This window comes from Natrinema sp. H-ect1 (assembly GCF_041821105.1).
Classification (GTDB): domain Archaea; phylum Halobacteriota; class Halobacteria; order Halobacteriales; family Natrialbaceae; genus Natrinema; species Natrinema thermotolerans.
In genome coordinates this window covers 211,959-237,277 of sequence record NZ_JBGUBA010000002.1, presented here as the reverse complement: position 1 = coordinate 237,277, position 25,319 = coordinate 211,959, and the positions used below count along the sequence as shown (strand labels likewise).

Annotated in this window: 20 protein-coding genes; 9 read left to right on the top strand and 11 right to left on the bottom strand. The window is 66.5% G+C overall.

The annotated features are described in order from the left end of the window. Nucleotides 1-46: 46 nt before the first annotated feature. The 4 genes from ACERIM_RS05375 (at nucleotide 47) to ACERIM_RS05360 (ending at nucleotide 3,023) form a co-directional block, all read left to right on the top strand. On the top strand, nucleotides 47-1,174 hold the full coding sequence (locus ACERIM_RS05375) for a hypothetical protein (protein WP_373631628.1): 1,128 nt from the start codon (nucleotides 47-49) through the stop codon (nucleotides 1,172-1,174). 76 nt (nucleotides 1,175-1,250) lie between these two features. Beyond that, nucleotides 1,251-1,661 carry a DUF123 domain-containing protein gene (locus ACERIM_RS05370; RefSeq protein ID WP_373631627.1) on the top strand — a complete coding sequence of 137 codons (411 nt, stop codon included), beginning with the start codon at nucleotides 1,251-1,253 and terminating at the stop codon, nucleotides 1,659-1,661. 48 nt (nucleotides 1,662-1,709) lie between these two features. Next, nucleotides 1,710-2,324 carry a peroxidase-related enzyme gene (locus tag ACERIM_RS05365; protein WP_373631625.1) on the top strand — a complete coding sequence of 205 codons (615 nt, stop codon included), beginning with the start codon at nucleotides 1,710-1,712 and terminating at the stop codon, nucleotides 2,322-2,324. A 48-nt stretch (nucleotides 2,325-2,372) separates the two neighbouring features. Further along, nucleotides 2,373-3,023 (top strand): class I SAM-dependent methyltransferase, encoded by a 651-nt coding sequence (locus ACERIM_RS05360; protein WP_373631624.1) that lies wholly within the window; start codon nucleotides 2,373-2,375, stop codon nucleotides 3,021-3,023. A 60-nt stretch (nucleotides 3,024-3,083) separates the two neighbouring features. Here ACERIM_RS05360 and gltB read toward each other — a convergent pair whose 3' ends face one another. Then, nucleotides 3,084-7,643: a glutamate synthase large subunit gene (gene gltB, locus ACERIM_RS05355; RefSeq protein WP_373631623.1), complete on the bottom strand. Its 4,560-nt coding sequence runs from the start codon at nucleotides 7,641-7,643 to the stop codon at nucleotides 3,084-3,086. A gap of 498 nt (nucleotides 7,644-8,141) precedes the next feature. Continuing rightward, the gene (proS, locus tag ACERIM_RS05350; protein ID WP_373631622.1) at nucleotides 8,142-9,623 is read right to left on the bottom strand and encodes a proline--tRNA ligase; all 1,482 of its coding nucleotides are present in this window, start codon (nucleotides 9,621-9,623) and stop codon (nucleotides 8,142-8,144) included. Between the two features lie 460 nt (nucleotides 9,624-10,083). Here proS and ACERIM_RS05345 point away from each other — a divergent pair, with 460 nt between their 5' ends. After that, a complete protein-coding gene (locus ACERIM_RS05345; RefSeq protein WP_006647917.1) occupies nucleotides 10,084-11,058 on the top strand; it encodes an NADPH:quinone oxidoreductase family protein in 975 nt (324 codons plus the stop codon). Between the two features lie 189 nt (nucleotides 11,059-11,247). Here ACERIM_RS05345 and ACERIM_RS05340 read toward each other — a convergent pair whose 3' ends face one another. The 8 genes from ACERIM_RS05340 to ACERIM_RS05305 all read right to left on the bottom strand — a co-directional run bounded on the left by ACERIM_RS05340 (nucleotide 11,248) and on the right by ACERIM_RS05305 (nucleotide 18,169). Further along, a complete protein-coding gene (locus tag ACERIM_RS05340) occupies nucleotides 11,248-11,760 on the bottom strand; it encodes a hypothetical protein (RefSeq protein ID WP_172704494.1) in 513 nt (170 codons plus the stop codon). A 146-nt stretch (nucleotides 11,761-11,906) separates the two neighbouring features. Continuing rightward, nucleotides 11,907-12,431: a hypothetical protein gene (locus ACERIM_RS05335; RefSeq protein WP_006647919.1), complete on the bottom strand. Its 525-nt coding sequence runs from the start codon at nucleotides 12,429-12,431 to the stop codon at nucleotides 11,907-11,909. Nucleotides 12,432-12,591: 160 nt separating this feature from the next. Next, nucleotides 12,592-13,089: an 8-oxo-dGTP diphosphatase gene (locus ACERIM_RS05330; RefSeq protein WP_373631621.1), complete on the bottom strand. Its 498-nt coding sequence runs from the start codon at nucleotides 13,087-13,089 to the stop codon at nucleotides 12,592-12,594. Between the two features lie 261 nt (nucleotides 13,090-13,350). Then, nucleotides 13,351-14,199, bottom strand: a complete 849-nt coding sequence (speB, locus tag ACERIM_RS05325; RefSeq protein ID WP_373631620.1) for an agmatinase — start codon at nucleotides 14,197-14,199, stop codon at nucleotides 13,351-13,353. Continuing rightward, complete coding sequence (locus ACERIM_RS05320; protein ID WP_006180210.1) at nucleotides 14,199-14,573, bottom strand: translation initiation factor IF-5A; 375 nt, start codon at nucleotides 14,571-14,573, stop codon at nucleotides 14,199-14,201. Before ACERIM_RS05320 ends, speB begins: the two co-directional genes overlap by 1 nt. Nucleotides 14,574-14,952: 379 nt before the next feature. Next, the gene (locus ACERIM_RS05315; RefSeq protein WP_373631618.1) at nucleotides 14,953-16,041 is read right to left on the bottom strand and encodes a hypothetical protein; all 1,089 of its coding nucleotides are present in this window, start codon (nucleotides 16,039-16,041) and stop codon (nucleotides 14,953-14,955) included. A 43-nt stretch (nucleotides 16,042-16,084) separates the two neighbouring features. Continuing rightward, nucleotides 16,085-17,731, bottom strand: coding sequence for an ABC1 kinase family protein (locus tag ACERIM_RS05310; protein WP_373631617.1), 1,647 nt, complete (start codon nucleotides 17,729-17,731; stop codon nucleotides 16,085-16,087). 66 nt (nucleotides 17,732-17,797) lie between these two features. Beyond that, the gene (locus ACERIM_RS05305; protein WP_006647924.1) at nucleotides 17,798-18,169 is read right to left on the bottom strand and encodes an Hsp20/alpha crystallin family protein; all 372 of its coding nucleotides are present in this window, start codon (nucleotides 18,167-18,169) and stop codon (nucleotides 17,798-17,800) included. A 971-nt stretch (nucleotides 18,170-19,140) separates the two neighbouring features. Here ACERIM_RS05305 and glp point away from each other — a divergent pair. Next, nucleotides 19,141-20,448, top strand: coding sequence for a gephyrin-like molybdotransferase Glp (gene glp / locus ACERIM_RS05300; RefSeq protein WP_373631616.1), 1,308 nt, complete (start codon nucleotides 19,141-19,143; stop codon nucleotides 20,446-20,448). A gap of 15 nt (nucleotides 20,449-20,463) precedes the next feature. Here the strand turns inward: glp and ACERIM_RS05295 are convergent, their stop codons facing one another. Further along, on the bottom strand, nucleotides 20,464-21,591 hold the full coding sequence (locus ACERIM_RS05295; protein ID WP_373631615.1) for a serine hydrolase domain-containing protein: 1,128 nt from the start codon (nucleotides 21,589-21,591) through the stop codon (nucleotides 20,464-20,466). 110 nt (nucleotides 21,592-21,701) lie between these two features. Here ACERIM_RS05295 and ACERIM_RS05290 point away from each other — a divergent pair, with 110 nt between their 5' ends. The 3 genes from ACERIM_RS05290 (at nucleotide 21,702) to ACERIM_RS05280 (ending at nucleotide 25,319) form a co-directional block, all read left to right on the top strand. Continuing rightward, nucleotides 21,702-23,561, top strand: coding sequence for a molybdopterin biosynthesis protein (locus tag ACERIM_RS05290; protein ID WP_373631613.1), 1,860 nt, complete (start codon nucleotides 21,702-21,704; stop codon nucleotides 23,559-23,561). 334 nt (nucleotides 23,562-23,895) lie between these two features. Then, on the top strand, nucleotides 23,896-24,888 hold the full coding sequence (locus ACERIM_RS05285; protein WP_373631612.1) for an ABC transporter substrate-binding protein: 993 nt from the start codon (nucleotides 23,896-23,898) through the stop codon (nucleotides 24,886-24,888). Then, nucleotides 24,885-25,319, top strand: coding sequence for a desampylase (locus tag ACERIM_RS05280; protein WP_373631611.1), 435 nt, complete (start codon nucleotides 24,885-24,887; stop codon nucleotides 25,317-25,319). Before ACERIM_RS05285 ends, ACERIM_RS05280 begins: the two co-directional genes overlap by 4 nt.

Here is a 25,319-nt window from a genome sequence, read left to right as displayed (position 1 = left end):
GGGCGCGTCGTTCGAGCGTCAGTGAGAGACGATCTACAGCCACACCATGACCGACCGAAACCGGGACCGAGATCGACGGCGTACCGAGCGATCGACCGACCGCGGACGCGGCACGCGGGACCAAGGCGGCGACCGGAACCGCGAGGACAGCGACCGCGGCTGGCTCCACGGCCTCTTCAGCCGCGGCGAGAGCGAGGATCGAGGGACACAGGGCCCTGAACGCGGACAGGAACAGCGCCGGGCCGAAGGTCGCCAGCCCGACCGCCAGCAGCAGGGGTCGGGCCAGCGTCGCGAGCGGAGTCAGGGGGCCGACCGCCAGCGCGGCCAGCAGTCCGGCCGACGACGAGGCGGGGCCGGACAGCAGGGCGGCCGCAGGGGGGACAGCGGCTTCGAAACGAACGCGATGCAGGAGGCCAACCTCGAGTACGGCGGCGAGGCCCGCCATGAGAAACACCGTGGCGGGCAACGCGGCATGCAGGGCCGACGCGGACAGGGACAGCAGCAAGGAGGGATGCGCGACTACGGCGAACGGAGCCAGCAGCGAGGCGGGATGGAGAGACAGCACGAACAAGGCCAGCAGCGGCGACAACCCGGCGAGCAGGACCAACACGGCCAGCGCGGCCCCACGGAACAGGGACACCGAACGGGGGGCCAGTCCCAACAGCACCGAGAGGAGACGGCGACGGTCGACGACCGGCAGGGAGCCCAGCAGCGCTGGCACGAGAACCGCGATGCCCAGCCGGGCGCGACGACGAGCGAACGGGGCCGACAGCACCGCGGGCAGCAACACGGGAGCCAGTACCAACAGGGCCAGCCCGAGTCCCGTCGCCACCAGCGGAGCGCGGGCCACGAACCCGGACGGCAGCGGGACCGCAGTGTGCAGGGAACGGGCCGTTCGCAACGGGACTACGGCGACACCCAGCAGTTCGACCGCGGCGAGGACCGCGATACCACCGGCGAGCGCATGAACCGCGAGCAGCAATCCGGCGGCGGCCTCGAGTACCGCCAGCAGGGACGCCGCTCCGAACAGGGGGACTGGACCGAGTCCCGCGAGTCGCGGGGCTCGAGCGGCGATGAGAACCGCCAGTTCCAGGACGACGACATGGGCAACCGACGGCACGTTCACGAGCGCGATCCGACCCCCGAAGACCGGGACGAGGAGCGGTCGCGCTGAGACGCGGCCCGCAGACGCCAACTCCCGCCGAGCGACATCACCCTCGTTTTTGTCGGCCCCGTTCCGAGGGTGCGACATGGGCGGCACGTACGTTCTCGTAATCGAGGCGGCGCGAGCGGCGACCATCGAGGTCGGGGCGCTGGGCGAGCGGGAATTTGCCGCGGGCGCGTATGCGTACGTCGGGTCGGCGTTCGGCCCCGGCGGCTTCAGCCGGGTCGATCGCCACCGCGAACTGGCCGCCGGCGACCGCGAGACGCGCCACTGGCACGTCGATTACCTGCTCGGCCATCCCGCGACACGACTCGAGACCGTGATCACGTTCCCCGATGCCGATCGGGAGTGCGAACTGGCGGCCGGGTTGCCGGGGGATCCGGTCGACGGGTTCGGCGCGTCGGACTGTGACTGCAAGGCACACCTCCTCGCGGTTCCCGACGCACCGACAGTTCGAACCGCCGCAGTCGACGCGGGCGGCGTCGTCGACCAGTAACGCCCACTTCGCCGGTGCGTTCTTACGCCTCCTTGTAAAACGGTAGCTATGGCCAATTCCGACACTGACTCGACGGCCGAACCGACAGCGGAACTGGACGACGACGCGATGGCTCGGTTCCCGGTTCCCGCGTTCGACGACCTCCCTGCGGACCTGCGGGAGCGAATCGCCGAGGAGACCGAGGAGGCCGGGTTCACGCCCAACGTGTTCTCGGCGTTCGCGTACAAGCCCTCGCACTTCCGGGCCTTCTTCCAGTTCCACGACGCGCTCGTCGAGGACACCGCCTTAGAGCGCGAGGAGATCGAAATGATCGTCGTCGCCGTCTCCGGCGTCAACCACTGCTACTACTGTAACGTCGCCCACGGCGCGCTCGTCCGGATCTACGCCGAGGACCCGCACCTCGCGGACCAGCTGGTTGCGAACTATCGGACCGCGGACATCAACGACGCCCACCGAACGATGCTCGACGTCGCCGTGAAGCTGACCGAGCGGCCGACCGAAGTCGAGCCCGCCGACCTCGAGGCGTTACGGGAGGCCGGCTTCAGCGAGGAGGCGATCTGGGACATCGGAGCCGTCACCGCGTACTACAACATGAGCAATCGCATGGCGACGTTCGCCGAGATGCGGCCCAACGACGAGTTTCACACGCTCGGGCAGGAGTGAACCGCACGGCGACCAAAGGCACTTGTCGCTCACGGGAGACGGGCAGCCATGGTCGACAGGGAAGACGTCCGCTGTGCGTACGACGAAATCACGGCGACGTACACGAGCGAGCGAGTCGCAACGCACGACGAGTCCGAGTCGGCAGCGCTCGCGGCGCTGTTCGATGCGGTGCCGGACGGGTGTCGCCTCCTCGATGCCGGCTGCGGACACGGAACCCCGGCGCTCGAGTACGCCCTCGACCCCTCCAACGAGTGCGATCCGGAGCTAGCCGTCGGGCTCGACCTCTCGCGGGGGCAACTCGAGACGGCAACGCGACTCGTTCCCGACGCAGCGTTGTGTCAGGGAGAGATGAGTCAACTGCCGTTCGCTGCGGACACGTTTGACACCGTCACGGTACTGTATTCGCTGATTCACGTCCCGACCGACGACCATCAGACGGCGATCGAGGCGTTCGAACGCGTTCTCAAGCCCGGCGGACGGCTCCTCCTCACGGAAGGGTGGACCGAGTGGACTGGTTCGAACCCGAACTGGCTCGAGACCGGGACCGAGATGCAGTGGCATATGGCCGGGGCGGAAGCGACACGTGAGCAGCTCGAATCGGCCGGGTTCGAACTGGTCACGGCGGGGGAGTTCACTGACGCGCTCGCCGACGAGGAGGACGCTCGGTTCCCGTATTTCCATGCGCGGCTGTCGGAGTAGTCGAGCGCCGGGGACGGGCGTGTCGGCCGGCGCGAACCGAAGAAAAACGCGCCGACGGAATCAGTCGTCGCTCGCCGCGAAGCTGGCCGATTCGGCCGCGGCCGCGGCCTCGGGTTCGCCGGGCAGTTCGTTGCGCACGTCGTCGCTGCCCTGTTCGGTGATCGCCTCGTAGTAGGCCTCGGGCATGACCTTCACGAAGGCCTCGAGCGCGCGCTCCCAGTTTGCGAGCAGGAGTTCACCCCGCTCGGAGCCGGTGTAGGCGACGTGGTTCTCGACGAGTCGACGGAGCATCCGCTCGTCTTTCTCCTCGAGTTCGTCGTGGAGCGAGACCATGCCGGTGTTTGCCTTGGCTTCGAACTCGTCGTCGGGATCGTAGACGTAGGCGACGCCCCCACTCATCCCCGCGGCGAAGTTCTTGCCCGTCTCGCCCAGCACGGCGACGACGCCGCCGGTCATGTACTCACAGCCGTGGTCGCCGACGCCTTCGACGACGGCCTTGGCGCCGGAGTTGCGCACTGCAAAGCGCTCGCCGGCGACGCCGTTGACGTACAGCTGGCCGTCGGTCGCGCCGTAGAGCGCGACGTTGCCGATCGAGACGTTCTCGGTCGGGTCGTAGGCGGCGGTCTCGGGCGTTCGAATCGTGAGCTTGCCGCCGGACAGGCCCTTACCGACGTAGTCGTTGGCGCTGCCGTCTAAGTGCATCGAGACGCCGCTTGCCAGGAACGCGCCGAAACTCTGGCCGGCGGTCCCTTCCGCGTCGACGGTGATGGTGTCCTCGGGGAGGCCGGGCTCGCCGTAGCGGTCGGTGATCCGGTTCGAGAGCATCGCGCCGACGGTGCGGTCGACGTTGGTAACCTCGGTCTCGAGACTGACCGGCTCCTGGTCCTCGATGGCGTCGGCCGCGGCGGCGATGAGGTCGCGGTCGAGCTGGTCCTCGAGTTCGTGGTCCTGCTCGCGGATCTTGCGTCGGACCTCGCTGCCGGGGTCGGCAAGCACCTCCGAGAGGTCGACGTTGCGGGCCTTCGGGTGGTCGACGTCGTCGCGCTGCTCTAGGGCGTCGACTTGGCCGATCATCTCGTCGATCGTCTCGTAGCCGAGTTCGGCCATGATCTCGCGCAGTTCCTGCGCGATGAAGGTCATGTAGTTGATGACGTGTTCGGGCTCGCCGGGGAACCGCTTGCGCAGGTCCTCGCGCTGGGTGGCGACGCCGACCGGGCAGGTGTTCTTGTGACACTGCCGAGCCATGACGCAGCCGCCGGTGACCAGCGAGGCGGTGCCGAAGATGTACTCCTCGGCACCCAGCAGGGCGGCGACGGCGACGTCGCGCCCGGTCTTCATCCCGCCGTCGGCGGAGACGCGGATGCGGTCCCGGAGGCCGGTCCGACAGAGCATCTGGTTGGCTTCCGCGAGGCCGAGTTCCCACGGGAGGCCGGCGCTCTTGATCGAGGTCTTGGGCGAGGCACCGGTCCCGCCGTCGTGGCCGGAGATGTGGACCACGTCGGCGTTTGCCTTCGCGACGCCCGCCGCGACCGTCCCGATGCCGGCCTCGGAGACGAGTTTGACGTTGATGTCGGCCGTCTCGTTGGCGGCCTTGAGATCGAAGATCAGCTGTTTGAGGTCCTCGATCGAGTAGATGTCGTGCAGCGGCGGCGGCGAGATCAGCCCCACGCCGGGCGTGGACTTGCGGACGTGGGCGATCATCTCGTTGACCTTCGAGCCGGGGAGGTGGCCGCCCTCGCCGGGCTTGGAGCCCTGGGCCATCTTGATCTGTAGTTCGTCGGCGTTCGAGAGGTACGTCGAAGTGACGCCGAACCGGCCGGAGGCGACCTGCTTGACGTTACACTCGCGTTCGGTGTTGAACCGCTCCGGCGGTTCGCCGCCCTCGCCCGAGTTGCTCTTGGCGCCGAGCCGGTTCATCGCGATCGAGTTGTTCTCGTGGGCCTCCGGCGAGAGCGAGCCAAGCGACATCGCGGCCGTCGAGAACCGCTGGACGATGTCCTTGATCGGCTCGACGTCCTCGACCGGGATCGGATCACGGTCGGAGTCGAACTCGAGGAGGCCACGCAGGGTCTGGAGGTTCTCCTGTTGGTCGTTGATCTTTGCAGCGAACTCCTGGTAGCGCTCGTAGTCGTTCGAGCGGACGGCCTGCTGGAGCGCGCCGACGGTGTCGGGGTTCCACTGGTGGTGGATGCCGCCCGAGCGGTGTTCGAACTCGCCGTGGCGGTCGAGGTCGGACTCCTCGCCGTCGTCGCCGAAGGCGGTCGCGTGGCGCTCGCGGAGGTCCTCCTCGATCTCGGCGAGGCCGATCCCCTCGGTACGGTTCTCGGTGCCCTCGAAGTACTCGGCCACGAGGTCCGAATCGAGGCCGACGGCCTCGAAGATCTGGGCGCCCTGGTAGCTCTCGACGGTCGAGATTCCCATCTTGGCCATGATCTTCAGGAGACCGTCCTCGACGGCGTTGACGTAGGCGTCGATGGCGACCTCGGTGTCGGCACCGTCGGGGCCGGCGGTGATGTCCTCGATGGTCTGGTAGGCCAGGTACGGGTTGACCGCGCCGGCACCGTAGCCGACCAGCGTCGCGAAGTGGTGGACGGTCCGCGGGTCGGCCGACTCGACGACGAGGCCCACGTGATTGCGCAGGCCGTTGCGCACGAGGTGGTGGTGGACGCCGCCGGTCGCCAGCAGGCTCGGGATCGCGACCCGGTCCTCATCGACGTTCCGATCCGAGAGGACGATGACGTCGTGGCCGCCGTTCTCGATCGCGTCGACGACGTCCTCGCGGACGCGCTCGACCGCGGCCTCGAGGTCCGCGCCGAGTTCGTCGCCCTCGGGCTCGTAGGTGATGTCGATCGTCGCGGACGTGATCCCGTTGGCCGAACAGTCACGGATCGACTCGAGTTCGGCGTCGGTCAGGATCGGCGAGTCCAGCACGAGTTGGCGGGCGTGTTCGGGCGATTCGTCTAACAGGTTGCGCTGGAAGCCCAGCCGCGACTCCATCGAGGTGACGAGTTCCTCGCGGATGTAATCAAGCGGCGGGTTCGTAACCTGTGCGAACAGCTGTTTGAAGTAGGAAAACAGCGGTCGGTTGAACTCGGTCAGCACCGACAGCGGCGTGTCGTCGCCCATCGAGCCGACGGGGTCTTTCCCCTTCTGGGTCATCGGCTCGATCAGGTTCTCGAGTTCGTCGTGCGTGTAACCGAACGCGGCCTGTTGGTCGCGCAGTGCCGAGATTTCCGTCTGTGGCGAACGATCGTTCGTGGTCCGAATGTCGTCCAGATGGACCTGCTCTTGGTCGACCCACTCGCCGTATCGGTCGTCGGTGAGGTCGTCGAAGACTTCCTCGTCGGGGATGACCCGCCCCTCCTCGGGATCGGCGAGGAAGAGCTGGCCGGGCTTGAGACGGCCACGTTCTTCGATTTTCCCGGGCTCGGTCTCGAGCGCGCCGGCCTCGCTGGCCATGATGAGCTGGTTGTCGGTCGTGACGTCGTACCGGCACGGGCGCAGTCCGTTACGGTCCAGCACCGCGCCGACGCGTTCGCCGTCGGTCGCCGCCACGAGCGCGGGACCGTCCCACGGTTCGACCAGCGACGCGTGGAAGTCGTACCAGTCCCTCCGATCGGGATCCATCGCGTCGTCGCCCCGCCAGGCCTCGGGAACGAGCATTCGCAGGGCGTGTGCGAGGTCGCGACCGTCCTGCATCAGCAGTTCGAGGGCGTTGTCGACGCTTGCGGTGTCGGACTGATCGGGATCGTCGATAATCGGCTTGACCGCCTCGAGATCGGAGAGGACGTCGCTCTCGATGTCGGTCTCGCGGGCCCGCATCCAGTTGATGTTGCCCTGAATGGTGTTGAACTCGCCGTTGTGGATGATGTTGCGGTACGGATGTGCGAGGTGCCACGCGCCGAGCGTGTTCGTCGAGAACCGCTCGTGGACCATCACGAACGTCGATTCCATCCGCTCGTCGGTGAGATCGGGGTAGTAGGCGGGGACCTGGACGCCCTTGAGCAGCCCCTTGTAGACGACAGTATCGGCATCCAGCGAAACGACGTAGAACCGCTCTTTGTTCTCGATGTCGGCGTCCTCGACGGCGTTTTCCAGCGCGCGTCGAGCGACGTAGAGCCGGCGGTCGAAGTCGTCCTCGGAGAGATCGTCCTCGGGTGCGACGACGACCTGGAAAACGTCGGGTTCCGAGTCGACGGCCGTCCGGCCGAGATCGTCGTTGTTCGTCGGGACGTCGCGCCACTCGAGGACCTCGAGATCGTAGGTGTCGAAGGTGTCGGCAGCGAGATCGCGGAGTTGCTCACGTGCCCGGTCGTCCTGCGGCAGAAAGAGCGAGCCGACGGCGTAGGTCTCGGGGAGATCGGTCTCGAGGACACTCTCGAAGAACGAATCGGGCGTCTGGAGCATGATGCCGGCACCGTCGCCGGTGTCTTTCTCCGCGCCGGTCGTCCCGCGGTGTTCGAGGTTTTCGAGCAGTTCGAGTCCGTCGGCGACGATGTCGTGGCCCCCATCCCCATCGAGATCCATGACGACACCGACGCCGCAGTTCGACCGTGCGTCCGCGGGGTCGGCGAGCCCCTGTGAACGCTCGGTGGATGACTCCATATGTGGCTGTGACATACACCCCCGTAGCGGGAACAGATATAAGAGGCTAATCCATTATGGCTAAGTGTATTATAAACACATATAGACCAATATAAGGTATATGTAAACACCTTAGTTTCGACTACCGGTGCCGATTATCGGACGGGAAAACACGCAGTCGTCGGAGCGACGATCGAAATCCCGACCCGGAAACGCGAGTTCCCGGTGACGGGACGAAATGTCAGAGGCACGTAGTGTTCACCCACCAGAGTGAACACCACATCCATTGGAACGGTATCCTCCCCTAAGCAATCTTGGGCTAAAGAATTAGGTGTGCGTGAAACAGTCACCCGTGAAAACGGTCCGTCACAACGGATACTGGCGTCCCGGGGGGTGAGATGGATGCCGTCGCTGGAGTATGCCAGCTAGCTTACGAACCGCACCGTCATACGTGGGTCCCCACGAAACTGCGCCCGATCTCGAGCAGACGTCGAGTCCGTACAGCGGTGAAAAACGGAGATCGGCCGGGAGCGGTCAGTACGACTTCGCGAAGTAAGCGATCTCGTCGGCGGGATCGCCACAGACACCACACTCGTCGTGGTCGGGTTCGGGTACCTCACCGCCCGACGACCCGCCCTCGTCCTCGAGGGGTTGCATGACGATCTCGGCGGCGATCTTCTCCTTGATAACCTCCTCGCAGGCCTCGTCGCCACACCACGGCGTCTTCACGTAGCCGCCGTGTTTCCCGATCGTCCCGAGGATCTCCTCGGGGCTGTGGGCCTCACGGACGTTGTCCTCGAGAGTCTCCGCGGCGGCCTCGTAGAGTTTGTCGTAGATTTCCTCGAGATGCTCGTCGACGGCGTCGACGATCCCGTCGCGGTCCTCGACGGTCTCCTCGTTGTCCGGACGGTGGACCAGCGTGGCCTCCTCGTCCTCGACCTCGTAGGGACCGATCTCCAGTCGGAGTGGCACGCCGTTGAGTTCGTGTTCGTTGAACTTGAAGCCGGGATTGCGCTCGTCCCGGTCGTCGAGTTCGACGCGGAAGCCGGCGTCCTCGAGGTCGTCGGCGATCCCCTCCGAGTACTCGAGGACCTCCTCCTTGGTGTCTTCCTGCCAGATCGGGACGATGACGACCTGCGTGGGCGCGACCGTCGGCGGCAGCACCAGCCCCTGATCGTCGGAGTGGGTCATGATGAGCGCCCCGAGCGCGCGCCAGGAGAGCCCCCACGAGGTGGTGTAGGCCGTCTGTTCCTCCTCGTCCTCGTCGACGAAGGAGATGTCGAAGGCCTCGGCGAAGCTCTGGCCGAGGTTGTGGCTGGTCGCGCCCTGGACGGACTTCCCGTCGGGCATCAGCGCCTCGACGGTCGTCGTGGTGTCCGCGCCGGGGAACTTGTCGTGTTCGGGCTTCTTGCCCCGCAGGACCGGGATCGCCAGCACGTCCTCGTAGACCCGCTCGTACTGGCCGAGACGGGTCCAGACCTCCTCCCATGCGCCTTCGTTGCTCGCGTGGGCGGTGTGGCCCTCCTGCCACATGAACTCCTTCGTGCGGAAGAACGGCTTCGTCTCCGTCGCCTCCCACCGGACGACCGAACACCACTGGTTGAGCCGCATCGGGAGGTCGCGGTGGCTGCGCGTCCAGTCAGCCATAAACGGCGCGATGATCGACTCGCTCGTCGGTCGTACGGCGAGTCGTTCCTCGAGTTCCTCGTGGCCACCTTGAGTGACCCACGCGACCTCGGGGTCGAACCCTTCGACGATGTCTTTCTCCCGCTCGAGGAAGCTCTCGGGGATGAACATCGGGAAGTAGACGTTGTCGACGCCGGTCTCCTTGAACCAGCCGTCGAGCGAGTCCTGAATCGCCTCCCAGAGGGCGTAGCCGCGGGGCTTGGTGACGATAAAGCCGCCCATCGGTGCGTAGTCCGCGAGGTCGGCCTTCTGGACGACCTCGGCGTACCACTCGCCGGGCTTGTGCGATTTCGACTCGGTGATGCCGAGTTCCTGACTCTCGTCGCTCATTAGTACGACATGCAGTCAGCGCGGGCTTAAACCATGCGAAGAGCAACGCCCGCTCGCAGCCGCTGTTCGGGTCCGCGTACCGGAGGTGTTTTGTACCGATAGCCACTCGGTGGGAGTAGGCGGCACGGTCGGCCGGCCCCTTTCAGCCGTCGCGGTTTCCGTGGCGGTTCCGCTGTCCGACCTACACCGTCTCTCTAACACTCTCGAGCGTCAGCTATAGTAGCCGCTGAAAGTCATTGCACACCTGATCGTCCGACAGCGTTGCGATCAGTGTGTGAATCGTTTCAGCGACTACTATATCGTACCTGCACCCACCACCGAACCGGTACCGGCGGGACCGCGGGCGACTCGAGCAGTCACGTCCGCCGACAGCAATCGGAGCGAAACACTCGGAAACCCTTGCTTCGTTTCATCCGGTTCTCACAGGTTTATGGACGCGACCGTCTTATAGGGGATCGACATGAAAGCAATCGAGGTCGACTCTTATGGCGACAGTGACGAACTATCGGTCGTCGACGTCCCGACACCCGAGCCCGGCGCGGGCGAGGTACGAATCGAAATCAAGGCCGCGGGCATCAACTTCGCGGACATCATGCAGCGACGGGGCCACTACCCGGACGGACCCGAAGCCCCCTACGTTCCCGGCATGGAGGCCGCGGGAACGGTCGACGCGGTCGGCGAGGGCGTCGACGATCTCTCGGTCGGCGACCGCGTCGTCGGTATGCTCGACACCGGTGGCTACGCCGAGTACGTCACCGCCCCAGCGGCCATGCTCTTTCCGGTCCCCGAGGCGATGAGCTTCGACGAGGCCGCCGGCTTCCCCGTCCAGTTCCTCACCGCTCACGCGAGTCTGTTCGAGTGGGGCGGTCTCGAGACGGACGAATCCGTCCTGATTCAGGCCGCCGCGGGCGGGGTCGGCACGGCCGCCGTCCAGCTGGCGTCGAACCACGGCGCGGAGGTCTTCGGCACCGCGAGTACACAGGAGAAACTCGACCTCGCGGCCGAGCTGGGCTGTGATCACCCGATCAACTACACCGAGACGGACTTCCGCGAGGTCGTCGAGGCCGAGACCGACGGCGAGGGCGTCGACCTCGTCTTAGAGAGCGTCGGCGACGACGTCTTCGATCGTAGCCTCGACGCGATGAGCCACTTCGGACGCATGGTCACCTACGGCGTGGCCAGCGGCGTTCCCGCAGAAGTGAGCAACCAGCGGCTGCTCTTCGAGAACAAGACGGTCAAGGGATTCCACCTCGGGCAGGCCACCATGCACGACCCGGACCGGGTGATGAAAGCGGTCCCCGAACTCACCGAAGGGTTCGCGAGCGGCGATCTCGAGGTTATTCTGGGCGAATCGTTCGCGCTCGAGGACGCCGCCGAGGCCCATCAGTACATCGAGGACCGGAAGAGTTCCGGGAAAATCGTGCTGAACCCCTGAAAACGGGCTTCGACGCGGCCGAAGCCTTAGAGTCGGGTCTTCAGAGAACGAGAAGCGAACCGATGTTGGATCACCGTCATCTCGTCCGACGACGGACCGCAACCGAAACCGGTACTGTTCCATTTTTCGGATATCGGCGACAGCGAAGTCTTCTTCGCGAGTGATTCGGCCGCGGCTGACGGGAAACAGTCATTCGATTTCGTGAACCTGGAATCCGTATTCTTGGAGAGTCGTGGTCGCTCCGTCTACAGCGTTCTCGATCTCTTGGAACCAATCCGTCGTTTCCACGTTGGGATTGATAGAATACGCTTCCTCGTACCAGTCTCGGATGCAACTATAGGTCGCCTCGACGAGAGCAGCGCGATCAACGAGCTGGGGCGAGTCATCTCGGATCTCTCGCGGTACCCCATCGATGTGGAAATACACGCCGACCGCGTCGTTCTCTGGGACAGGTGTGAACTCGAGTTCTCCCATATCGAATTCTGCAGTGCATTCTTTGTTTTCAAGAACTGCAGCCACACATCGGAGACAATCAGAGAACACTTCGTTCGGAAGGCTCGCGTCGTGCCAGACCCGGTCTTCTCCACCCTCGATTCCACCCGGGTGTATTCGTAGGGAGGTCGACGGCATCCGTGCCTTCTCGAGACATTCCGCTGCCGGAGGTTTGAACTCCAGCTCTATGTCACTATATTTGCCTTCCATGGTTTCACCCTGCTGTCTCCAGCCACCGTCATTTTCACCGATGTACTTCCAGACTGCTGGACCCTTTTTCGGATAGGCAGCTAGATGTTACCGTTTCTGATTATGACTTCACTCCTTTGGTGAGCTGTGATTTAGTCGTCTATCGGTTACGAGCGTTGTTCGTAGATGGCTTCGATGCGTTCGATGTCCGCACGAAGTCCCTGGTATGCGCTTTGTTCGGCGAGAGCTGGATTCACGGAGAGAGCGAACGCTTCGAATTCAGTCACAGCCTCGAGCAGTCCCATGAGGAATGGACGAGTACGAACTGTCGCGGTTGGCTCGTACGATTCTCGTGCGTCCGGTGAGCGAGCAGTCGCTTGAGAATAACAGACTGAAATCGTGATAGCCGACTCCTCTCGTGGTTCGAGAACGATATACACCGGCCCGTTACCCGTCCGAACGATTACACGATCGCCCTCGAGGATGTCCGGGACCGACTGGAGCAGTCCGCCGAAGAAGCTGACGAGATATTCCTTCATCCCCTCAGTATCTGTGCCACCGATCAACGCTCGGTCACCTGCGTAGGTAGCGTCAACCCATCCGAGCGGGTCCTCGGAACCGGCTTCTAACTGCTCTCTGAGTTCGCTGTCGTACCGGACGACGAGTTCGAAGGTATCCATGATGTGAGTCATCTCAGTAGTCGACAGAGTATCCCGCCATTCTTGCTGATCACGAATCCAGACGTGAACAGCCGGACCGTCTTCGGGGAACGCTGTTTCGATCGTTCCGTTAGCGTTCACCCGGACGGTTATTTCGCTCACGCTACCTCGTCCACGGACAACCGATGCTCCGTTATTCGCGACCCTCGAGCGACACACCCCACTCGAGGTCGTGATCGGTGAACTCGGCCTCGTCTAACGGTTCGCCGCCCTCGAACCGGAACTCGCCGGCCACGGTTTTCCCCGCGAGGACGCCGGGTAGCCAGAGGGAGTCGTCGTCCCACATCCGGTCGTAGGGCACGTCGTCGACGGAGACCCACTCGGGGTACGCCTCCTCGGAGGCGGTCGGCTCGCCGGCGAACGACCGGGTGCGGTAGACGTGACAGCGCGTGTGGCCCTCGCCGTCGAGCAGGAAGGTGAGTTCGCCGGCCTTCTCGAGGGCACGAACCTCGAGGCCGACCTCTTCCTCGGTTTCGCGGACCGCGCACTCGCGGGGGGTCTCGCCGGGTTCGCACTTGCCGCCGGGGCCGTTGTACCAGCCCTCGCCCAGGCCACGGCGTTTCTCGATGAGGAGGACCTCGTCGGCGTCGCCAGCCTCGCGGAGCGGAAAACACAGCGTCGCCTCGATCATACGCGGGGATTCGCTCGGAGCGTGAAAAGGGTGTACGCTCGCTTCGAGAGGACGCTCGGGTTACGGATAGATCTCAACGAGAGGAATCGAAAAGGCTGCTCTGCTATCGTGGCAACAGGGAGTGGCCACACCCTCCCCAGCCGATTCGCTCGGACTCCGTCCTCGCTCATCCCTCGCGCGGCTTCGAACGACGGTTCGCCGTCGGCTCACCGTCGCTCAGCACGCGCCACCGCAGGACACCGACGGGAACGAGCCGACGGCTCACCCGTCGGCGTGGGCGAAGACGAACTCCCGGACCAGTTTCGCCGCGAGTGCGGCCGCCTGCCCGTCGTCGCGGTCGTTGACCTCGACCACGTCGAACCCGCCGGCGTGGGGGGCGACTGCCCGAACGACGTCGCGGAGTTCGCGGGGCTCGAGCCCGAACGGTTCTTTCGTGCCCGTCCCCGGCGCGTAGCCGGGATCGGCGGCGTCGATGTCGACGCTCAGGTAGACCTCGCGGTCCTCGAGTCGGCCGTCGGGCGTCCAGTCGCCCACGTCCTCGGGCGGGATGACGGTCACGTCGTCGTCGGCTGCTCGGTCCCACTCGCCCTCGCTGCCCGTGCGGACGCCGAGCAGGATGACCGCCTCGACCGAGTCGACGTCCTCGAGGATCCGCCGGGTGACGGCGGCATGTGAGAACCGCTCGCCGTCGTAGGCGTCGTACAGATCGAGGTGGGCGTCACAACAGACGACCACCTCGGGTTCGACGGCGCGGACGCCCGCGAGCGAGACGGTGTGTTCGCCGCCCAGCGTCAGCGGGACGGCGTCGTTCCAGACGGCCTCGCGGAGCGTACTCGTGAGGTACTCGAGATAGGCTTCAACGTCGTTCCACGCGCGAACGTCGCCGCGATCGACGACGCCCAGGTCGGAGAAGTGTTGGTCCGTCCGGTGATCGTAATCGTCGAACGGTTCGGCAAACGAACGGATCCGGTCGGGACCGAATCTGGTCCCCGGCTGAAAGGTCGTCGTGGCGTCCAGGGGCGCACCGACGACCACGAAGTTCGTGACTCCACGGTCGGCAGCGTCCGCCGCGTCGGTCACCTCGCCGTCGTCGGCCGCCCCGGGAAACATCAGACGATCTTTCGCTGGTCTTCCATCTCGAGGTACTCGATGTTCTCGTCGGGGGAGACATCGATGTCCTCGGGGACCCGCATCGTGATCGTCTCGTACGTTTCGAGGTCCATGACCTGCATGTCCGAGCCGTCGACGGAGACGACCTGCCCGTTCTTGCGCTCGATGATCGGGACCCAGATCTTCGCGTCGACGGGCTGGGAGAGCGAGCGTTTCTTACCGTCGAAGACGCCCTCGGCCTCGACGCGGGCCTTGGCGCTGCCGTGTTTGCCCGGCTTGGCCGTCGAGTAGGCGTTGATCTTACACGGTGTGTCCTCGATCATGACGTAGCTGCCTTCCTGGAGATCGCGAACTTCGGTCTGCTGTTTCGCCATGTCCCGGCGTAATCAATCGACGTGCATAAACCGTTTGGAATGGCCGCTGGCGTGCGTTCGATGTGCTAACAGGGCCGGTCGGGTTCGTCGCGAACGGCCGTTCCGCCCGACAGTGGGTCAGGAGCCGACGGCCAGTATCGGCATGGAACCGCCGGCCGTATCGCGGCCCGGGCGGTGTCTCGCTGGCTGCCGGAACCGCATCTATTTTTGAGGAGGATCAGAAACCGAACGAGTGTCCGGGTGAAAAACTCACATCCAGGCTGGACCGCACGCTCACATCCATCCAGTCCAACCCGGACATCTTCGATTGCGGTCACACGAGTAAAGTGTTGCTGGCCGACCAGTTGGGGACTCGAGCGTCGATCGATCCAGCGCCCGCTCAGCCGTCGAACGCTTGGCCGAACCCGACGGCATCGGTCGCGGGCTCGAGCGGGCTCGCCGGCAGTCCGTCCGCGACCCCGGGGTCGTTGTACGCCCGCGGCGCGATGTCGTTGGGTCCGTCGGGATAGCCGACCGCGGCCAGCGTCTGGAGCTGAGCGCGACCGACCCCGAGTTCGAACTGGCCGCCGCCGTAACACCTGATGTCGCGGTCGTCGCAGTAGCGCAACGTCTCGCACAGCGACTCGAGCGAGCCGAAGCGCGAGGGTTTGATGTTGAGCCAGTCGGGCTCCCAGGGCAGCGCCTCGACGTCCGCGACGCCGTGGATCGGCGCGTCCCACGAGACCCGCGCTCGGACCTCGGGATCGTCGAACAGCGGTCTCGTCTCGTCGGTCAGGTCGGGGTCCTCGATGACGGCCTCGGGGAACGACTCGAGGACGCGTTCGTACAGTTCGGGATCGGCCGGCACGTCGACGTCGGTCCCCTCGTAGTGGCCCTTCAGGTCGAGGATGCGGACGGCGTCGGTCCCGACCGTCTCGTCGATCGCGTCGACGAGGCCCGCGTCCCACTCGGGGGTCGGATCGAGCTTGAACTCGAGGTCCGGGATCCGATCGCGCAGTCCCGCGAGCCGGTCGGCCGTCGGCAGATCGCCCAGCCGGGTGCTGGCGACGAACCGGACGGGATCGAGGCTGCGATCGAGAACGCTCCCGAGGTCGGTCTCGGCCTGCCGGAGTGCGAGGTCCAGTGCAGCGCTCTCGAGTCCCCAGCGCCGGTAGTTGCGGAAGACCTCCCGATCGGGCGCGCCGCCGGGGAACAGGTCGAGGTCGTCGAGCCGGTCGGCAAAGGAGTCGAACGTGTACTCGCCGGTGAGATCCGGCAGCCCGGTCTCGGCCAGCCGGTCGTGATCGGCGGTCTCGTAGGTGACGTCCTCGCCGCGTCCCGTGATCGTCCCGTCCCCGTCCGGCGTGGGCCCTGACAGCGAGATCACCGTCGTTACCCGGGTGAAATCGCTCGTGGTCTCGCGCTCGAGGCGGGCAGTCGAAACGTCGTCGATCGACAATGAGAGGTCGGCGATCCGATCGTACTCCATACTGACCCGACGACAGCGAGCCCCAAGAGCGTTTGCGGTCCCGCTACTCGTTGCCGCGGCGCTGGCGGAGGTTCTGGCGGGTAAACTGCGGTCGGGCACCGATCCCCTTGGCCGAGCGGAACGACCGGTAGAGCTGGATCAGCACGATGATCGAGAAGACCGCCGCGACGACCGAGGCCCGCGGGGCCTCGAGGGCGTATAAGACGCCCATCGAGAACAGCGACATCGTCAGGAGCATGCCGTAGACGAGCCGCTTGGCGAGGTTCTCGAAGACGTTCGACTCGTCCTCGACGCCGATCCGGACGTAGAGGTCGTCGCGATCGAGCCGGTCGAGGGCCCGCTCGGCCTTGGGGGTGATCCGGGTCAGGGATTGGCCGGTCCGACGGAGTTGGTCGCCCGTCTCGTCGATGTACTGTCGGATGGACTCCTCGCGGTAGCCCTGTTCAGTCAGGTAGTCGGTCGCGACGGAGATGAAATCGAAGTCCTCGTCTAAGGTCACGCAGACGCCCTCGACGACGGTCGCGACCCGGAGGACGAGCGCGAGGTTCTTCGGGAGCCGCAGCGGGAACTCGTAGATCGAGTCCTCGACCTGCCCGACGATCTGGTTGACCCGGTACTGCTCGACGTCCTCGCCGCGGGCGTCCTGGATGGCGATCTCCATGACTTCGGCCATCACGCCCCGATCGGCCTCGGGCGAGAGCGTCCCGATCTCGACCAGGGCGTCGAGGATGCCGTCGATATCCTGGTTGGCGACGGCGATATAGAAGTCGACGATCTTCTCCTGAACGAACGGATCGACCCGACCCGACATCCCGAAGTCGTAGAAGACGATCCGCCCGTCGTCGGTCACCGCGAGGTTTCCGGGGTGGGGATCGGCGTGAAAGACCCCGTCGTCCATGATCATCTGCAGGTAGGATCGCTCCAGATTCTCCGCGATCCGCGTCCGGTCGATCCCCCTGCGCTCGAGTTCGTCGATGTCGTTGATCTTCGTCCCCTCGACGTACTCCATGGTCAGCACGCGGGGGCCGGAGTGGCTCCCGATCACGTCGGGGATGAGAAAGCGGTCGTCGTCCGCGAAGTTGCCGCGGATCTCGGTGAGCATCTCGGCCTCGCGCTCGTAGTCCATCTCCTCGCGGATCGTCTTCGAGAACTCCTCGGCTAAGTTCTCCAGCGAGAACGACCGGGCGTCGTCGACGAAATACAGCAGGATCGGTAAGGACCACTTGATCACCCGCAGGTCCGCCCGAACGAGCGACTCGATGTTCGGTCGCCGGATCTTCACTGCCACGTCGTGGCCGTCGCCACTGCCACTGCGCCCCCGTGCGCGCTCGCTCTCGGGGTCGAGCCGCGCGCGGTAGACCTGTCCCAGACTCGCGCCGCTGATCGGTTCGGTGTCGAACTCGGCGAAGCGCTCGTCGACCGGCCCGAGTTCGTCCTCGAGGACGGTTTTCGCTTCGTCCCAGCCGGCCGGTGGCACGTCGTCTTGCAGCGACGCGAGGACGTCGACGTACGACGGCGGGAGGATGTCGGGCCGGGTCGAGAGCAACTGCCCCAGTTTGATGAACGTCGGCCCAAGCGTCAACAGCGACTCGAGCAACACCTCGGCCCGGTGGCGATGGGTCTCGGGATCGACTTGCCGCCGGCGACCGAACAGCAGGAAGCGCCGCCGGTCACGGGCGTAGGCCAGCAACAGCGGGAGGAACTGCCAAGCGACGATGACGAACCGCTTGTATGCACGGAGGGAAGCCAGCCTCTGTCACCCCGTTTGGGCGTCTTCGTCGACGACATCGATCGTCGTCTCCTCGCCGGCCCCGCGTTTCGGGAGCGTCAACTCGAGGACGCCCCGGTCGACCGTCGCCTCGCCGCCGGCGTCGGAGGCGTCGTCGGGCAGCGGGAGGTCCACCTCGAGAAACAGCGACCGGTTCTCCTCGAGATAGCGGTAGTCGCCGGCGGGGTCTTTCTCCCGTTGGGCGTCGATGGAGACCCGACCGTCCTCGATCGCGACCTCGAGCGACTCGGCGGAGACTCCCGGGACGTCGAGGACGAGGAGGTAGGCCTCCTCGCTCTCGAGCAGATCGAAGAAGACGTCGTCGGAGAGATCCCGCAACGCGTCGCGGAGCGCTGACATAGATACCGGTTTGAACGCCGATACGAAAAAGGCCGCGGTCGCGGCGATCCGTCGCCTCCGCGAATGTGCGCCGATACGCTCCGGGGACGAGTTGCACCGATGTCTCTCACGGCGGGAGACAGTCACGATTCGGACGATGACGGAGAATCGCCGGCGGTGGCGCGCGCTGTCGGCCGACCGAGCGCTAGCGAGGACGGCCGAGAACATTGCGCGAGGGATGAGTGAGCGACTGAAAGGAGCGAACGAATCGGCTGGGGAGGGCGAGGAAATCCCTGTTGCCACGATAGCAGGATGCTTCTCTCTCCAGTCGACTATCTATTCTTCAAACAGCGAGAGAATCCCGCCGTTCACGGCGGGCGTGAATCGCGTCACTCGACTACTCAGTCCACCGTCGTCGACCGGTCCGAAACCCCCACGCTTAGTACGCACCGAATCGTACGTATTCCCAAGGGTTACGTCTGCTTTCGGCACTTGCGCGGAAGTACGAGACGCGCTGAAACCAACGTCCTGGGTTTTCCGGGGCGAAGGTTCCCACGGTCGGATGGACCACGGTTCATCGGATGCGGGGTTCGCGTCGTTCGCGAGCACGGTAAACCGACCCACTGGGCGGCTAAGTGTGACCGAACCGTCGATGCCGCGAGGCATGACCGCTTGGGTGAGAGACGCTCTGAGAAACCGAGCGTCGATGACACGCTTGCGGATGGGAGTACACGTGGCGGTGCCACAGGACGCTCCCGATCGAGGAACGAAACCCGTTCCACCGACCTCGGGAGAGACAGTCCTGAAACCTGCTCGGCAACAGCCCGGGTTTCCTCGTGCTGGGGAAGCCCCGTCGTTTACGACGGGGAGGACGTCACTGAACAGTCGTCGAGACGAGAGCGGGGGACTCTGACGCCAAATTCGACCTCGAGTCGGACGGAGAGACGACGGCTTCCCCCACGCTTTTGGCCTCCGACAACCCGATTCAGGGTATGGAAGGAGCCGACCGCGAGCGCACGGAGGCCGGGTTCAAGGTTCGAACGCCGGTCGACGAGGCGCGCCGGATTTTGCAGGAGGCGGTCGTGGGGGACGGCGAGGAGGGAGACGTACCCTGCGGAACCGAGACCGTCGATGTCGATCGCGCGGACGGCCGCGTCCTCGCTGCACCCGTCGAATCGGCCCGCAACGTCCCCCACTACGAACGGGCGGCGATGGACGGCTACGCCGTCCGGGCTGCCGACACCTTCGGGGCCAGCGAGCGCTCGCCGGAAGTGCTGCGGATCGCAGCCCCGGACGGCGAGGGCGACCACGCCACCGCCGACCGCATTGAGCCGGACACGGCCGCGCGGGTCCACACCGGCAGTGCGCTCCCCGAGGGGGCCGACGCCGTCGTCATGATCGAACGAGTCACGGAACGCGAGTCGGTCGGCGAACTCGAGGTCGAGGACGCCCTCGCGGAGGGGGAAAACGTCGCGCCGGTCGGCGAGGACGTCGAGGAGGGCCAGCACCTCTACGACGCGGGCCACCGGCTCCGGCCGTCGGACCTCGGCCTCCTTCGTTCGGCGGGCTACGGCAGCGTCGCGGTGGCCCAACAGCCCACGGTAGGCGTGGTGCCGACGGGTGAGGAACTCGTCGCAGGCGATCCCGGTCCCGGCGAAGTGATCGAGACCAACGGGCTGACCGTCTCGCGGCTGGCCCAGCGCTGGGGCGCGCGGGCGACCTACCGCGACGTAGTCACCGACGACCCCGAGTCGCTGCGCGTGGCGATCCAGCGCGATCTGACCAAAGACGTCGTCGTCACGACCGGCGGCTCGAGCGTCGGCGAGCGCGACCTCCTGCCGGAGGTGATCGACGATCTCGGCGAGGTACTCGTCCACGGCGTCGGGCTCAAGCCCGGCCACCCGGTCTGTCTGGGGATCGTCCAGGACACCCCCGTCCTCGCGCTGCCGGGGTATCCTGTCGCCTGCATCGTCAACGCCGTCCAGTTCCTCCGGCCGGTGCTTCGCTGGCTCGAGGGGACCGAGCCCGACCCCCACCCGACGACGCGGGCCCGCCTCGAGCGCAAGATTCCGAGCGAACCCGGGACGCGGACGTTCGCGCGGGTACGGCTCGAGGAACGCGGGGGAGACGACTCCGGCCCCGACGAGCCCCACTACGAGGCGATCCCGACGCGAGCGAGCGGGTCGGGCGTCCTCTCGAGCGTCGCCTTGGCCGACGGCTGGGTGGTCGTCGACGACGACCGCGAGGGGATTCCGGCCGGCGAGACGGTCGCGGTCGAAGACTGGGAAGCGAACCCGTAGCGGTGTGGCGATCGGTCACTGCAGCGCGTGTCGAACCGCGTCCCCCAGCGCGTTGACGCGGGCGACGTGTTCGTACGAGCCGTCCCGGACCCCGTTGGTCACGTAGGCGAAGCCGACGTTCGCCTCGGGGTCAGCCCAGCCGACGCTGCTGCCCAGCCCCGCATGGCCGAAGACGTGTTTCGGCGAGAGCGTGCCGTAGGGCGCGACCGTCGTCCCGCCCTTCCAGAAGCCGAGCGCAAACCGACCCTCGCGGCCGATCGTCCCGTCGGCCTCGGTCTCGGCCTGTACCTGCGTCATCCGCTTGACCGTCTCGGACTCGAGCAGTTGCGTCCCCTCGAGTTCGCCGCCGTTGGCCAGGCAGGCGTAAAAGCGAGCCATGTCGCCGGCGGTTCCGATCCCGTTGGCGGCAGGGATCACGGCGCGGTGGACCTCCTCCGAATTGAAGGGGGCCGCGACCTCGGCGTTCTTTCCGAGCCCCTCGTCGGGATCGCGACAGCGGTCGAACGGCTCGAAGCCGACCAGCGTCGCGACGTCGTCGTCCTCGTCGTCGCGCAGGCCGATCCCGGTGTCGGCCAGTCCGAGCGGGTCGAAGACGCGCGCTTCGGCGGCTTCCTCGATCGGCGTTCCCGATACCCGACGGACGAGTTCGCCGACCAGCCAGCCGAACGTCAGCGCGTGATAGGCCGGCGTTTCGCCGGGCGTGAAGTTCGGCTCCATCGCCTCGAGTTTCTCGACGACGGCGTCCCAGTCGCCCCAGAGGTCGGGCCGGTCGTCGATCTCGCCGCGGTTGAGTCCCGACGTGTGACTGAGTACCTGCCGGACGGTGATTTCGGCCTTTTCGGTCCCCTCGTCGGCGAACTCGGACCAGTGGTCGACGACCCGGTCGTCGTAGGCGAGTTCCCCTTCCTCGACCAGCGAGTGCAGCGTCACCGCCGCGTAGGGCTTCGTACTCGAGAAGAGAACGTGTCGCGTCTCGCGGGTCTCCTCGGGGCCGTCAGGCGCTTCGACGCCGCCGGCGAGATCGATCACCGGTTCGCCGTCGACGTAGACGGCGAGTTGGGCCCCGTGATGGAGGCCGGCCTCGAGATGGCGGTCGAAGAGATCGGCGATACGCTCGCGGTCCTGCTCGGAGAGCCGTGACATGGCACGGTACTCTCCGGGCGGACGTTTAATCGTTGTCGTATGAGAACATATCGCGGGCATTCGTCCGCGGGTCGACCGACGTTTTTAGCCGCGGCGCGCGAATGGCCGGTATGAACCGCAAGGAGTTCCGCGATCTCGCCACCCCCGACGAAGCGCGGGCGGCGATCGACTCGCTATCCCTCGAGGGCGGCGTCGAACGCGTCGCGCTCGAAGACGCCCGCGGCCGGGTTCTCGTGGCGCGACTCGATGCCGAACTCGACGTCCCCGGCTTCGACCGGGCGAGTCTGGATGGTTACGCGCTCCGAGCCCGCGATACGTTCGGCGCGGACGAGGCCGACCCCGCCCGCCTCGAGATCGTCGGCGAGGTCCACGCCGGCGCGAAACCGGACGTGGCGCTCGAGGAGGGCCAAGCGGCCGAAATCTCGACCGGTGCGGTGATGCCCGACGGGGCCGACGCGATGGTCCCAGTGGAACGGACCGACACGGAGGCAGACGGGAACGAAGTCCTAATCCGCACCTCGGTCGCGCCCGGCGACAACGTCATGTTCGCCGGCGCGGACGTGGCCGCCGGCGAGCGCGCGCTCGGGCCCGGGACGACGATCACGCCGCGAGACATCGGCCTGCTGTCAGCGCTGGGCATCGACGAGGTCCCGGTTCGGGCGAAACCAACGGTCGGCATCGTCTCGACCGGCGACGAACTCGTGCGGCCGGGCGACCCCCTCGAGAGCGACCGGGGCGAGATCTACGACGTCAACAGCTACACGATCGCCGCGGGGGTCGAGGATTCGGGCGGCCAGGCGGTCCTCTATCCGCACGCCGGCGACGAGCAAGCGGAGATGGAGGAGATCCTGCGGACCGCGGCCGACGAGTGCGACCTCGTCCTCTCCTCGGGGTCGACCAGCGCGAGCGCGGTCGACGTCATCTACCGGGTCATCGAGGAGCAGGGCGAGTTGCTACTCCACGGCGTGAGCATCAAGCCGGGAAAGCCGATGCTGATCGGGCGGTTGGACGACTCCGCCTACGTCGGCCTTCCGGGCTATCCCGTCTCCGCGATGATGGTTTTCCGGACCTTCGTCGCGCCGGCGATCCGCGAGGCCGCCGGCGTGCCGGAACCCGCCGCCGCGACCGTTTCGGGGCGGCTGGCGCGGCAGGAACGCTACGAAGAGGGTCGTCATCGACTCATGCCGGTCGGTCTGGTCGAGAGCGGTGACGGCGAGACCCTCGTCTACCCCGTCGACAAGGGCAGCGGCGCGACCACCAGCCTCGCCGACGCCGACGGCCTCGTCGAGGTCGGCCCCGAGACCGACTACCTCGAGAAAGGCGAACCCGTCACAGTCACGCTGTTCTCGCCGGACGTCCGGCCGCCGACGCTGTTCGCCGTCGGCGAGGACGATCCGACGTTCTCGCGGCTTCTCGACGGCCTCGAGAACCCCCGCTATCTCTCGGTGGGCAGCCGCCCTGGCCTGCGGCGGCTCCGGGACGGCGTCCCCGACGCGGCCGTCGTCGCGGGCCCCGTCGAACCCGAGTTCGAAGCGGTCGAACTCGGCCGCTGGAAGCGCGAGTGGGGGCTGGTCGTCCCCGCCGGCAACCCCGCCGAACTCGAGGGGCTGGCCGATCTGGTCGATCGCGACCTGCGCTTTATCAATCGGACGACCGACTCCGGGCTGCGCTCGAGCCTCGGCGCTTCCGTGGCCGATCTCGCCGACGAACGGGGCGTCGACCGCCACGACATCGTCGACGCCATCGACGGCTTCGATCTGGGACTGCGCGCCCACGAGAGCCCCGCCCGGAAGGTCATCGCGGGCGATGCCGACGCCGGGCTGGGCCTGCGCGAGACCGCCGACCGGCTCGATCTCGGGTTCGTTCCGATCGGCGAGCAGCCAGTGCGGGCGCTGGCGAACCCCGATCGGACCGAGAAGGCGGGGGTTCGAGAACTCGAGGCGGCGCTTTCGGACGTGTCGTCGGCGTAGCGATAGCAGCGGGTGCTTTCGGTCAGTTTCTGGCCGCTCGAGAGCCATCGGCGTAGCCGTCGCGGTGAGGAACGGATCGCCCTAAACCGGTCACCCGGAGTACGGTGGCGCGCGCTGGCGGCCGACCGAGTGCTAACGAGGGCGGCCGGTGACACTGCGCGAGGGATGAGCGAGCGAGTCCTGCGAGCGAGCGAATCGGCTGGGGAGGGTGTGGCCCCTCCGTGTTGCCACGATAGCAGCAAAGACAGTCCACGTCCGCTCGAGCTACCGATACCACTCGAGTCGTCGTTCCTCGAGCCGGCCGTTTTTGACCGCTCGCTCCCTACGGACGACCATGCGAACCGTTACGACGCTGCCCTCGGCCACCGAAATCGTCGCCGCGCTCGGCCGCGAGCCGGTCGGCGTCTCCCACGAGTGCGATTACCCGCCGGGGGCCGCGGACGCCCCCGCAATCACTCGCTCGAGAATCGACGTCGACGAGTCGGCCTCGAGCGGCGAGATCGATCAACAGGTCCTCGAGACCGCCGACACCGAGGCCGGCGTCTACGACGTCGACGTGGAAACGCTCGACGCCCTCGAGCCCGACGCCATCGTCACGCAGGGGATGTGTGACGTCTGTGCGGTCGACGAAGCGGTGATCGAAGACGCCGTCGACCGCATCGATGCGAGCCCCGAGATCGTCCCGACCGACCCCCACAGCGTCGGCGACGTGCTGGACGACATCGAACGGATCGGCGCGGCGATCGACCGCCGGCAGCGGGCTCGAGAGTTGCGGGCCGACCTCGAGGCCCGGCTCGAGGCGGTCCGGGAGCGGACCGCCGACCTCGATCCCGCGGACCGCCCGCGGGTGGCGATCCTCGACTGGACCGACCCCGTCATGGTCGCGGGCCACTGGACCGCGGAACTCGTCGAGTGGGCCGGCGGCGAGTACGGGCTGGCCGACCCCGGCGAGCGTTCGCGCCCCCGGGAGTGGGACGACATCTGCGCGTACGACCCCGAAGTCCTGATCGCCGCGCCCTGCGGGTTCGGGCTCGAGCAAACCGCGCGGAACGCGACGGACCTCACCGAGCGCGAGGGCTGGGCGGAGCTGACGGCGGTCCGGGAGGGACGGGTCTGGGCGATGGACGGCGATCACTACCTCAACCGACCCGGCCCGCGGCTGGTCGACACCCTCGAGGCGCTGGCACCGATCGTCCACCCCGGGCGATTCGACGGCCCCGACCCGGAGGTCGCGGTGCCGTTCGACGACCTCGAGGGGGTCACACCGGCGGGCGAGCGCGAGTCCGCCGAAACCGAGTCCCGTGCCGAAGTCGACTCGGGACCGTGATCGTCCTACCGACTGGGATCCGGGAGACGATCCTCGAGCGCGCCCGCGACGGAACGCCTGAGGAGATCTGTGGCGTCCTCGGCGGCGAGTACGACCCCGACGGGCGGAGCCGCGTGGCGTCGCAGTACCCGGCCGGGAACGTCGCCGACGATCCGCGGACCAGATACGAGATCGATCCGGAGCAACAGCTGCGGCTTTTCGACCGGCTCGAGGACCGCGGCGAGGCGATCGTCGGCTTCTATCACTCTCATCCCCGCGGGCCGGCGCGGCCGAGTGCGACCGACGCCGCGAACGCGACCTGGCCCGATCGGTCGTACGTGATCGTCTCGCTCGAGCCCCTCGAGATCGGGTCGTGGCGCTGGCGGACGGGGGGCGACGGAGCCGACGCTCCCGGCGATCGGTTCGAGCGAGAGCAAGTCGTCGTCGAGTGA